Source organism: Thermoflexus sp., assembly GCF_042408365.1.
Taxonomy (GTDB): Bacteria; Chloroflexota; Anaerolineae; order Thermoflexales; family Thermoflexaceae; genus Thermoflexus.
This window is the reverse complement of the sequence record NZ_JBHOQJ010000151.1, coordinates 1-12,047: the sequence shown is the minus strand read 5'-3', so window position 1 is coordinate 12,047 and position 12,047 is coordinate 1. Positions and strand designations below refer to the sequence as shown.

General features: G+C 63.5%; 7 protein-coding genes and 1 tRNA gene. 3 read left to right on the top strand and 5 right to left on the bottom strand.

Features of this window, described 5'->3' with window-relative positions; translation table 11 throughout:
* Window positions 1-108 precede the first annotated feature (108 nt).
* The gene (locus ACFMO5_RS07075; protein ID WP_376792055.1) at window positions 109-2,679 is read right to left on the bottom strand and encodes a pyruvate dehydrogenase complex E1 component subunit beta; all 2,571 of its coding nucleotides are present in this window, start codon (window positions 2,677-2,679) and stop codon (window positions 109-111) included.
* A gap of 457 nt (window positions 2,680-3,136) precedes the next feature.
* On the opposite strand from ACFMO5_RS07075, the gene ACFMO5_RS07070 reads away from it, so the two are divergent.
* Window positions 3,137-4,429: an RNA-guided endonuclease InsQ/TnpB family protein gene (locus ACFMO5_RS07070; protein ID WP_376792054.1), complete on the top strand. Its 1,293-nt coding sequence runs from the start codon at window positions 3,137-3,139 to the stop codon at window positions 4,427-4,429.
* On the opposite strand, the gene ACFMO5_RS07065 is transcribed toward ACFMO5_RS07070, so the two are convergent.
* Both ACFMO5_RS07065 and ACFMO5_RS07060 read right to left on the bottom strand, forming a co-directional pair.
* Window positions 4,405-5,013, bottom strand: coding sequence for an NAD-dependent epimerase/dehydratase family protein (locus ACFMO5_RS07065; RefSeq protein ID WP_376792053.1), 609 nt, complete (start codon window positions 5,011-5,013; stop codon window positions 4,405-4,407). The genes ACFMO5_RS07070 and ACFMO5_RS07065 overlap by 25 nt on opposite strands.
* An 81-nt stretch (window positions 5,014-5,094) precedes the next feature.
* A complete protein-coding gene (locus tag ACFMO5_RS07060; RefSeq protein ID WP_376792052.1) occupies window positions 5,095-5,727 on the bottom strand; it encodes a DUF2085 domain-containing protein in 633 nt (210 codons plus the stop codon).
* 160 nt (window positions 5,728-5,887) lie between these two features.
* Between ACFMO5_RS07060 and ACFMO5_RS07055 the strand changes: the two genes are divergently transcribed.
* Window positions 5,888-5,971 (top strand) — tRNA-Leu (locus tag ACFMO5_RS07055).
* 218 nt (window positions 5,972-6,189) lie between these two features.
* Complete coding sequence (gene ftsH / locus ACFMO5_RS07050) at window positions 6,190-8,121, top strand: ATP-dependent zinc metalloprotease FtsH (RefSeq protein WP_376792051.1); 1,932 nt, start codon at window positions 6,190-6,192, stop codon at window positions 8,119-8,121.
* Between the two features lie 75 nt (window positions 8,122-8,196).
* Here ftsH and ACFMO5_RS07045 read toward each other — a convergent pair whose 3' ends face one another.
* Both ACFMO5_RS07045 and ACFMO5_RS07040 read right to left on the bottom strand, forming a co-directional pair.
* Window positions 8,197-10,944, bottom strand: a complete 2,748-nt coding sequence (locus tag ACFMO5_RS07045; RefSeq protein WP_376792050.1) for a glycosyltransferase family 39 protein — start codon at window positions 10,942-10,944, stop codon at window positions 8,197-8,199.
* 122 nt (window positions 10,945-11,066) lie between these two features.
* A complete protein-coding gene (locus tag ACFMO5_RS07040; protein WP_376792049.1) occupies window positions 11,067-11,774 on the bottom strand; it encodes a sugar isomerase domain-containing protein in 708 nt (235 codons plus the stop codon).
* Window positions 11,775-12,047 lie beyond the last annotated feature (273 nt).

Genomic DNA, 12,047 nt, shown 5'->3' with positions numbered 1-12,047 from the left:
CCTCGAGCGCCCGGCCCGCCCCCCAACCCCTACGGAAAACCAACGGCATAACTCCTCAATCCGTGGGATGTGGCTGTGGAATAAGATGCCTATGTAGGGGCACCCCGCTCACCGAACGAGAGAAAGGATCGCGGTTCGAATGGCTTCTTCGCTGGGAACAGCCGTCTGCTCCAAGGGGCGAGCGTAAGGGATGGGGATGTCCAAGGCGGCCACTCGGCGCACAGGAGCCTTTAATCGGTGAGGGATGGTCTCGGCAACCCGGGCGGCGATCTCGGCCCCAAAGCCGTGGTTAAGGGCTCCCTCTTCAACGGTCACGAGCCGTCCGGTTTTCATCACCGAGCGCAAAATGGTGGCCAGATCCAGCGGGACCAAGGTACGCGGATCGATCACTTCGGCCTCAATCCCCTCTTGGGCCAGCTCATCCGCCACTCGTAGGGCCACGGGCACCATGCTGCCGATCGCGACCACGGTCACATCCCGCCCCGGGCGCTTCACGTCCGCCACCCCGATGGGCGCTACGTAATCCCCTTCGGGAATTTGGCCTGTCTGTAAATATAACAGTTTGTTCTCGAAGAAAAGCACGGGGTTGTTGGATCGGATCGCCGCTTTCAGGAGGCCCTTCGCGTCGAAGGGGGTGGAGGGCGCGATCACGATAAGCCCCGGGATACCCGTGAACAGCGCTTCGAGGCTTTGGCTGTGCTGAGCCGCCATTCCCAGCCCAGCGCCTCCGGGAGTGCGCACCACCAGCGGGAGGGCGTATTGTCCCCCGGACATATACCGCAATTTGGCCGCCTGATTCACCAAAGGATCCATACAAGTGGTCAGGAAGTCCGAGAAAAGGATCTCGACCACAGGGCGCATGCCGCACATCGCCGCCCCCACCGCGGCGCCGACGATGGCATACTCGCTGATCGGGGTGTCCAGCACGCGCCCCGTGAACTCCTCGGCCAGACCGGCCGTGACGGCAAAGTATCCTCCGTGGCTGACATCCTCCCCCATCAGGAAAACCGTGGGGTCACGCGCCATCTCCTCGGCCAGCGCCTCCCACAGGGCCTGGGCGTACGTGACCTCCCGGGTGGAAGGCGGTGGGGGAGAGGGTCGGTAAAGTGCGATGGGGTCCGGCGCGAAGACATCTTCGGTGAGGGATGTGGGGGATGGGAAGGGCGCCGCTTCCGCCTTCCGGGCGGCCTCGGCCACGCGGGCTTCCGCTTCCTCCTGAAGGGAAGCCACATCGGCGGCCGAAAGGAGCCCTTCGGCTTGCAGGCGCTCCGCCCACAAGCGAATCGGGTCGCGCGCCTGCCAGCGGGCCACCTCCTCCGGCGGCCGATAGCGGGCGCTCTCCCCCTCGACGTGCCCACACCAGCGATAGGTGAGGCATTCGATCAGGGCCGGCCCCTCGCCGCGGCGGGCGCGTTCCACCATCTCCGATACGGCTTCATAGACGGCCCACACGTCGTTCCCGTCCACCTGAACGCCGGGGATCCCATAGGCGAGCGCGCGATCGGCCAGGCGCGTCGCGCGGGTGTGCTTCGCCAGGGGGGTGAATTCGGCGTACTGGTTGTTTTCCACGATGAAAATCACCGGCAGGTTGAAAACGGCGGCGAAATTCACGGCCTCGTGGAACATCCCCTGATTGGTAGCCCCATCCCCCACAAAGGCCAGGCTGACCGAGGGGGAGCCCCGAAGCTTGCTGGCGAGCGCCGCACCGGTGGCGATGAGCGCGGAAGCCCCGACGATGCCGTTGGCTCCCAGGGCGCCGACCCGGGCATCGGTCACATGCATCGAACCCCCTTTGCCCTTGCACAGGCCCGTGGCCCGGCCGTAGATCTCCGCCATCATGCTATCCAGGTCCGCCCCTTTGGCGATCATATGCCCGTGGCCGCGGTGGGTGGTGGCCATTGTATCGGTGGGTCGGAGCGCGAAGCAGGCCCCTACCGCGGTGGCTTCCTGGCCGATGGAAAGATGAATGGCCTCCGTGGGGAGGTGGCCCTCGGCGAAGGCGCGGCTGAGGTGTTCCTCAAAGGCCCGGATGAGTAACATGCGGCGCAGCATCTCCCGCCTCAAGTCGGGGAGATCCGTGGGAAGGAGGGATGGAACGGGTGAGGGCAGGGTCGGTGGGGCCTCGCCCTCCAGCAGAGGGATGAAATGCCGGTTCAAGGCAGCGAAGTCTAAGGCGGGCGGCGGGGGCTCTGGGCGAAGGCGGCCCAGGCGCTCTCGGAGGCGGCGCCACCAAGCGCGGGCTTCGAGAGGTTGGGGGACGGGCCTGGGTGGAGGGAGGAGGTCCTCACGGCCCAGCTCCTTCAGGACCTCCCGGTAAACAGCGAAGGCGGGGCGGATCGCCGGCAGCAACTTGAGGGCCTTGGCCACCGATCCCTTGGCGATCACCTGTCGGGTGGCGATGGCCCTCGGCACATGGAGCTCCCCCAGCCAGAACCGGTGGGCCACGTCCGCGGCCTGGATCATCTCCACATCCGCGGGCAGGTCCGAGGGTCCGAACGTGTAAGTGATGGGGGCGCGGCGAAGGTCGATGGTGACCTCTCCCTCCGGGTCGTGCCATCGGAAGCGGACCACTAGGTTCCCTTCCAGAAGACGGGCCGTAAGCTCCGGATCCTTCCTCAAGCGATCAAAAAGAGCCCCCATAACGGTATACAGTTCTTCCGTAGATCGGAACACGCTCATTTCGGTGACCTCCGAGCTCGCTTCTTTTGGGAAGAATCATTCGGATGACCCAACAGTCTCGTAGATGTAGGCAACCCGACTCCATAGACATCCATGTGTAGGGGCACCCCTTGTGGGTGCCCCTACACATGGGGGCCCCATCTCACGGCCATACCTCACCGAAATTCCCCATGGAAAGATCACCCCTACGCCTTCGGGCGGCGACCGGCGAGATGAGAGGGCGATTCCTCTGCCCGCTCGTGGCTTGCTGACCTCTCAGGGGCGCCGGCGGGCTGCCAGGAAGGCTTCCAGGGCGCCGTAGCCATCGTACTGATATCGGAAATCCGTGACCTTGGTGCCGTCCGCCACCCAGGGGTTGCCAACTGCCCCAATTTTGTTAACATCTGTTGCGATGTGAGGGACGCTACGGTCATCGCTCGGCCTGTTGGTGAGCCCGGAAGGCGCTGGAGGTCATGGAATGCGGGTGAACCAGGCCTTTCGCTTGGAGCTCGCCCCCAACGTCGCGCAGCGCATCGCTCTCGCCCAGTCCGTGGGGGCGGCCCGCTTCGCCTCCCACGGGGGCCTGGCCCGCTGCCGGGAAGCCCTGGAACAGGGGAGACGCGTCCCCTCCGCCCAGGAGCTGCACAAGGCGTGGAACCGGTGGAAGCGGGAGAACGCCCCCTGGTGGGTGGAGGTCTCCCAGTGCGCCCCCCAGGAGGCTTTCCGGGACCTCGAGCGGGCCTTCCGGAACTGGCGCGCGGGGCGAGCGGGCAGACCCCGCTTCAAGCGGAAGAAATCCCTGGATGACCACAAGGCCCGCCTGACTGGTTCCATCTGGGTGTCCTCTCGCCACGTGCTGCTGCCCCGCATCGGGAGGATCCGCACCCAGGAGCGGACGGAGAAGCTTCTTTCCCCCCTTCAAGCGGGGAAGGCCCGGATCCTTTCGGCCACCATCGCGCGGGAGGCCGACCGCTGGTTCGTGCGCCTCCCGGGCGAGGTGGAGCGCCCGGATCCCGTCCCCCGGGAAGGGGAGCCGGTGGGGGTGGATCTGGGGCTGTCCGCGTTCTTGGTGCTGTCGGACGGGACGCGGATGGAGGCCCCCAAACCCTTGGCGAAAGCCCTGCGAGGTTTGCGCCGTCTCTCGCGACAGCTTTCCCGCCAGCCGAAGGGATCCCGCCACCACGCCCAGGCTTCGTTGCGGTTGGCCCGGTGGCACCGCCGGATCCGGAACCTCCGCCGCGGTTGCCTGCCTCCGGTCCCCACCGGGCGGGCGAAACCCCAGCCGGTGCGGGGGGTGGAGGCGCTGAACGGGCGGGGGATGGTCCCGGGCCGGCTTTCCCGGTCGATCGCCGATGCGGGATGGGGGATGTTCCTTCGGCTCCTGGCCTACAGAGCCCAATGGGATGGGGCGACGCTCATCGTGGCCCCGCCGGATTTCCCGTCCACCCGGCGTGGCTCGCGGTGTGGAGGGGTGGGGCCGAAGGCGCCCCGGTCGGTGCGCGTGTTTCGGGGCGGGAGGTGTGGGCGGGAGATCGATCGGGATCTCAATGCCGCCTGGAACTTGAGGCACTATGGGTTGGCCGCCCGCAAAGGCCCTACCGGGAGTTCCCCGGGAACTTGGGGCACCCCGCGCGATCCTTTGGATCGCGCAGGGTGCCCGTTGGCCTGTGGAGATCCCTCTGGCGGCGGAACGGGCCTCTGGGTCCGGTCGACGAGCCATGGGTTGATGAAGCAGGAAGGGGCCGGTCATCGATGGAACCCTTCGGGGTGAAATCGATGACGATGAGTCGCGGAACGGCGCGTGAAATAGCGGGCCATGAAGTTGTCCATATGCGGTCCGGTGACGATGGTGGCCCGGGTAATCAAAACGCGGCACTCGGGATGCTCCTGGGCGTAACGGGCGACCAGTTCCTCCTGAATCAGCTTGTCCTCCACGTAAGGGAAACCGGGCCGCCCCCGCAAAGGCGCGGTCTCCGGGATCGCGGGCAAGTTCTCGGGCCGGGCCCCATAGACCGTGGCGCTGCTGGGGATCAGCAGCGCCTCGACCCGGGCGGCGTGGCATGCGTCCAGGAAATTCTTCGTGCCATCCACGTTCACCTGGCGTTCATATTTCCAGTCGTGAATGGGATTGAGGATGAAGGCCAGATGTACGCCCATGCGCACCCTGTGGGTGACAAAGAGATCGGCCATCGGATGGGTGACGTCATGGCGGATGAAGACGACCTTCTCGTGCGCGAAGGGGAGCGGGCGGATATCCAAGGCCAAGATACGCTCGATCTCGGGCGCCTCCGCCAAGATCCGGATCAGACGCTGACCGATGTAGCCGGACGCCCCGGTGATCGCTACCACCGTCATCGCAAGCCTCCTCTTTCATCCCGAGCGCATGCGGTTCGGATGCTGTGGGCTGTGCTTAGAAAGACATGCGCCAAGCGCTGCTCAGTCCCTGTGGGAGCGCTCCTCCCATGCCGCCCACTCCAGAAGCCACAAGCGGGAGAAGAGCGTCCAGGCGAATGTGCTTCCGAACAGGGCCCCGGTGAGGACCCGCAGGAGCGGCGTGCTCTCCCGAGGGGTGAAGGGGCTGACGAGGGCCAGAGCATAGGACACGAACTGCGAACCTCCATCCAGGGTGATCGGAGCCAGGCCGAAGGCCAGGAAGGCCCAGATGGGAAGCGGACGCCAAGGGCGACCTTGGAGGAGCATGAGGGTGGCGGTCAAGGCCATCGCGGTGTAGATCGCCAGATCGCGTTGACAGAGCGCGATCTTCCACCCGATCCGAGGATCGCCCCTGAAAGCCCGCGGCCATGGATAATCCGGCAACCGCTCCAACCCCACGCGTTCCCGGAGATTTTCCAGGGTGTAAGTCGGCTGTTCCCCGAACAGAAAGAAGGAACGCTGGGGAAGCTGATGACACGTGAAGGAGTATAAAGTATAAAGCACCGATGCGGGATCGGCGAGCCCGCCGGCCATCAGGAAGGGGGGCAAAACCGCCCCGCCCACGTAAACCCAGAGCCCAAGGGTCAACAATCGGATGCTGAGAGGGATCCTGCGCGCGAATGGCTTGACAGTCACTCAGTGCCCCTTTAGAATTTTGTTTGGCAACCCCTGGCGCGGAGTCCTCGAGGGGTTTAGGGGGTGGGGGAGCTTTGCGAGCGGCCCCATTCCCGAAAGTGAGCTTTATCCTCACCCCCGCGCTGGGTTTGCGCAGTGATCCTGTGGATGCACGAAGCGTGCCGGGGTGGCGGAACTGGAAGACGCGCCTGACTCAAAATCAGGTGGCCGCAAGGCCGTGCGGGTTCGACTCCCGCCCCCGGCACTTTCAATTTTAGTGTGGGTTTTTACGCCCTCCAAGCACCCTCGACCGGGGTTGTCTTCCCTTTAGTATAGCGGGCTCCTCCTCTCATCCGTTGGCCCTCTGGATCCCCCAGCCTGGGCGTTTCATCATATAGAGGCTTGGGGGCCGAGTCCGAAAGGGGAGATTTAATGATTTGCGTGATATAATCGAAGTGGAATTCGGAGGACAGGAGGTCGCTTGTGAATTCGGCGCGGTTGCGCAATGGGCTCATCTGGCTCCTCATCGCCATCACGTTGATCGTGTTCCTGGCCATGGGTCGGGGCTCTGGGGGGCGAGGGGAGTCGGTCTCCCTCACGGACATCGCCGCCCGTCTGGAGGCCGGCGAGGTGAAGAAAGTGGTGGTCAGCGGGGATTATGTTCAGGTGGAGCTCAAAAACGGGAAGACCCTGACCACCGTGAAGGAGGGCGGCTCCACCTTCCTCGATCAAATGAAGGCCCTGGGGGTGCCGGAGGACAAACTGCGGAGCATCCAGTATGTCCCGGAGCGCCCCAATGAATGGGGAAGCATCCTGATCGCCTTCCTCACCTATGGGTTGCCGGTCCTGTTAGTGGTGGGCCTCTTCTACTTCATCCTGCGCCAAGCGCAGGCCCCGGGCAACCAGGCCTTCAATTTCAGCAAGAGCCGGGCCCGTATGTTCACCGGCGAGCGCCCTACGGTGACGTTTGATGATGTGGCCGGTGTCGATGAGGCCAAGCAGGAGCTTCAGGAAGTGGTGGAGTTCCTGAAGGAGCCAGAGAAATTCATCGCCCTCGGCGCCCGCATCCCCAAGGGTGTCCTTCTGGTTGGCCCGCCGGGCACGGGCAAGACGCTCCTGGCCAAGGCGGTCTCCGGCGAGGCCGGCGTGCCCTTCTTCTCGATCTCAGGCTCTGAGTTCGTGGAGATGTTCGTCGGTGTGGGCGCGGCCCGGGTGCGGGATCTCTTCGAGCAGGCCAAGCGGCACAGCCCGTGCATCGTGTTCATCGATGAGATCGACGCGGTCGGCCGTTACCGCGGCGCGGGCATCGGAGGCAGCCATGACGAGCGGGAGCAGACCCTTAACCAGATCCTGGTGGAGATGGACGGCTTCGATACCGATACCAATGTGATCGTCATGGCCGCGACCAACCGTCCGGACATCCTCGACCCCGCCCTATTGCGCCCTGGGCGCTTTGATCGGCGGGTGATCCTGGACCGTCCGGATGTGAGGGGACGGGAGGCAATCTTCCGGGTCCATCTGCGGGGCAAGCCGCTGGACGACGATGTGGACGTTTCCATACTGGCTCGAGCCACGCCCGGTTTCGTGGGGGCGGACATCGCCAACGTGGTGAATGAGGCCGCGATCTTGGCGGCGCGTAAGAACAAGAAGAAGATTTCCATGAAGGACTTCGAGGAGGCCATCGAGAAGGTCATCGCCGGCCCGGAGCGCAAGAGCCGGATCATCACCGAGCGGGAGAAGCGCATTATCGCTTACCATGAGGCCGGTCACGCGGTGGTCGCCTACTATCTGCCAAACTGTGACCCTGTGCACAAGGTCACGATCATCGCTCGAGGGATGGCTGGCGGTTATACCCTTGCCCTGCCCGAGGAGGATCGCACGCTGTGGACCCGGTCTAAGTTCCTGGACGATATGGCGATGGCGCTGGGTGGTCGGGCGGCGGAGGAAATCGTCTTCGGCGACATCACCACGGGGGCGGCGGAGGATCTGGAGCGGGTCACTGAGATAGCCCGGGCGATGGTAACTCGCTATGGGATGAGCGAGAAGCTGGGCCCGATGGTCTTCGGCAAAAAGGAGGAGTTGATCTTCCTGGGCAAGGAGATCGCGGAGCAGCGCGATTATAGCGACGCCGTCGCTCAGGAGATCGACGCTGAGGTACGGCGCCTGGTGATGGAAGCTTACGAACGGGCGAAGCGGATTCTTATGGAGCACCGAGACAAGCTGGAGGCCGTGGCCCAGAAGCTGATGGAGATCGAGACGCTGGACGCCGAGACCTTCCGGGCGATTATGGAAGGTCGGACGCCGCCAGAGCCGAAGTCGCCTGGCACAGCCGGCCCGGCGCCTCAGCCGGCCACGCCGCACCCGAGTGCGCCTGCCCCCAGCCCGGGCCCCGCGCCCATGCCCGTCCCGGCATGATTTTCACCACCGCTCAATCCCATCATCGCGGGAAAACGGAGGAGGGGAAGCGCGTTGGCGCTTCCCCTCTTTCCTTCATGGCCGAACCTCGATCTCTCCCAGCGGCACGGCATCCATCGGATACCGCGTGCCCGAAGGATCCGTCGCCCGCCAGCGTCCCTCCTCCGAATACCAACCGACGAAAATCCGATACCGGCCGGCCGGGAGATCGCTCGGGATCTCGAGTTTGTGCACATCTTCCGCATATTCTCCCGGCTCCCAGGTGAGGATAGGGCGTCGACCTCCCTGCGGAGGCGCATCACCGGTCGCCAGCGGCGGTTGATCTGGAAGGCGCGCGAGATGCACGAACACCACCCCGGGTCGCTCCGGACGGCGAAGCACGTGCCAGGCCAGGCGGACCTCCACGGTTTCGCCCGGGGCGGCCTGTCCCGGGGCGATCTCATAGCGATCCAGGCAGATTTGATCCTCGAAGCATGCCCGCCCCTCAACCGCCAGTGGGATCGGCTTGCGGCGGACCGGCCACGGGGAGAGGGCAAGCGTGAGCACGGGTCGGCTCGTGCGGTGGAAGGGCCACAGGGTCTCCCATGGGAGCTCCCTTCCCGCCGCGTCGTAGAGAACTAGGCGGATCTGGCCATAGCCGCGGAGATCGTGGGGAAGCGGAAGGATAATCCGCTGGGCGATGATCTGACCCGCCTGCCATCGGGCAGACGGGAAGAATGGGGGACCGAGGTCGCTTCGGAACAGGAGCCGGCGGGTTGCTCCTTGCTGCCAGAACAGCGCCATAGTACGCGCGGCTGGGGGCGTGGCCTCCGCCTCCCAGAGCAGGCGGATCGGCAGCCCGAGCCCAGGGAAATACGGGGGATCGACTTCCGGCTGGATGTCCAGCAAGCTGAGCCCGGCGTGGGATCGGGCGCGGGGGGCGGGGCGGGCAGCCGGGCGGGTGTGGCCTTCCAGAGGGAACGGGGGCGATTCCCAAGCGGGCGCCCCGTTGATTGGGATTCGTTGATCGAGGTCAAAAGCTTCCACCCGCAATCGGTAAATCCCTGGCGGGAGACCGGGGGGCAGGCTCAGGCGTACCTGATAGCGCACCAGTTGATCCGTGGGCCATCGATCCGGCGGGTAAGATGGCCAGATCGGCTGACTCTCCCCGGCCCAAATCGTCCCTGTTTCATCGACCAGCTGGATCCTTAACCAGAGGTTCAGCGAGGAGGCTGTTCCTCTCTTCCAGAAGAACCACCACCGGGCGGTGGAGCCGATGTGTTCCGGACCATCCAGCCATCGAAGATGGAGGAAGGGCGGGATTTGAAGATCCACCGGGATCGCTTGAGGGGATGGTGGACGATCCCAATCATATAGCTCGTAGACAAGCACCCGGATCCATATATTACGGCTTGGGAAAACTTGTTGTGTCAAATAAAGGCCCCGAGCGCTCAACCAGTTGAACAACGCCTGATCCGGTCGTGATAAATCTTCCTGGGAAAGGCCTACGATCAGCCAGATGCGCTCAAGCGGCTGAGGATAAGTTTTCAAGATCTGCACTAGATCTTTTTGCTCGCCATTTTCCCGACTGGTTAAGAGAAGGGGGGCGGAACCGCGATAATAGTAGTCCGCCAGGGGGGTGAGCGTCAGATCCTGAAGGATGACCAGATCCCCCGTGGTTGCCCTTTCGCTCACCCATCGTAACGCATCCCGCCAATCATCTTTGAGGGGATAAGGTCGAGAGAAATAGAACCAATCGCTGAGGAGCATGCCGGCGAATACCAACGCGCTCACCAGGATTCCGAACGGGAGGTGACGCCGGATCAAGGTGGCAAGCCCGGCTGAGGCCAGGATATATAAGATGGGCGTGAGCAGGAAAAGATGCCGAATGTTCTGATATAAGGGTTTTAGATGGGAGAGCCCATAGAGGAAAACCAAAGGACCCGCAAAGGAGATCGAGAGCAATAGCCCAGCGGATGGCCTGTGCCGAATGAGGCGCCACGCTCCGATGGCCATCGCCCCCACCCATGCCCATTGAGCGGGGAGCAATAGGGGTTGATCGTAAGGGAAGAAGGCCCCAAAGCCGGAGGCGCGCAACACGTCGATCAGGATGCCCGACAAGGGGACGAAACGGTAATCCCGCTCTGGCCCGCTCAGCAGCCGTTGATAAAAAAATGGGAGAAGAGGCAGGGATGTGGCGAGAACGAGGAGGGCCAGAAACGCCATGCGGCGCAAGTTACGCTGAGGTTGCAAGAGCGCCCAGAGCATCAGTGAGAGGAACAACAGAATGGCTGTGTAGTGTGTTAACAGCATGGCAAGCATGGTTCCAGCGATGGCAATCCCGGCTGGGGCTCGCAAACGCCCATCTTCACAGGTACGAAGCAAGAAGAAGAGAAGGACGGCGCCTTCCAGGGCCAGCAGCGTATACATTCGGGCTTCTTGGCCATACCAGAGATAAAGAGGGGAGATAGACAGTAGGATGACTGCGATCTGAGCGGCAGTGGTTTCCGCCAGGCGCCTCCAAGTGATCCAGGCGAATGGAATCAAAAGGATGGAAGCGTATACGGATGGGAAGCGGAGAGCGAACTCGCTATCCCCAGCCAGGGTGATCCAGGCTTTCAGGAGGGCAAAGTATAGCGGAGGATGGTTGTCGATCGTCTCAATAGGACGGATTCCTCGCAGAACGATGGATCCACGGAGGGCTTCGCCCCATGATGCGCGGGCCCGATAAAGACTTAAGCCCTCATCGTTCCAGAGGGAAGGTCCACTCAAGTGGTGGAGCCGGAGACCAAAGGCCAACATCAGAAGCAGCCCGATCCCAGCCAATCGCACCCGACGGTCCATTTGGCGTAAGAGCCCTCGCGTCATCGCTGCCCGACAGGAATCTGGCAAATTGAGACCAGGAATTCGAATGTTTGTTTGGTGGGAGCCTTCGTCTCCTTGTTACTTTTTGGAACAGAGCACTCTCAGATCAAAGAAAGAACCCGCCCTCGGTAACGAGCGCGCAACTCCTGATTATAAGCATCCGCCCCTTCCAGGTTTCCGGAACGGAAGAGGGGCGGGCGAATGCCGCGGTCCAAGAGCTGGGCGGCAGCCTCGGCGATCACCGCTTGAAGGAGCGCGGCGCCGATGGCTGTCGAGGTGGGTCCCACGTAAAGATCGGGCTCTAAAGAAATCACCGCGTCCCCAGGGGCTCCCATCGTGTCGAGGATCACATCGGCCAGCTCAAAGAGGCGTTTGCCGGACGAATGGCGGGAAGGTAGCGAGCGGCTGAACGCCACGGCGGTCACAGCGATCACCGGAAGGCCATGTCGCTTGCCGTGCAACGCGACCTCAATGGGGGCCGGATTGCGGCCGGAGTGCGAGATCACGATCAGGACGTCGCCGGGGTGGAAGGCATGAGCGGTCAACAGAGCAGCAGCGAATCCCTCCAAGCGCTCGGCCCGCCCAAAGAGCGGATCAAACAACGGGTTCACATTAGCGAATCCTCCCGCACGCCCTACGAGATCCAAGGCCACCAGCTGGGAGTGACCGCTGCCGAACACGTGGATGATCTGATCCGCGGCGACTGTATCCGCGATCAGGCGGGCAGCGGCCTGGATCGTTTCCCGGTTCGCCTCGAAGGCGCGCTGAAGCTGTTCCAGAAGCATTTCGCGATAGCGGCCCCAGCTCATTGGCTCCGCTCCCGTTTTTGGAGTAGGGTTGGGCCGGACGCCGAGGGCGCCAGCCCGTAAACGTATTTTATTCTCTCTCCTTGCCGCTCGGTTTGTGGAAGGGCGCTTGAACACCGGTCTTCAGGGTAATGCTTCTTTCGCGCTTTATGAGGATATGCAGCGGGGGGTCGCGGATGGTCCCACCCCTCTGGATTTCCCTCCCCACGGCCCGAGGGGCCGTGGGGAGGAGGGATAATAAGATATTTGGGGGCGGGCCGGGCGCCGAAGCCGCCC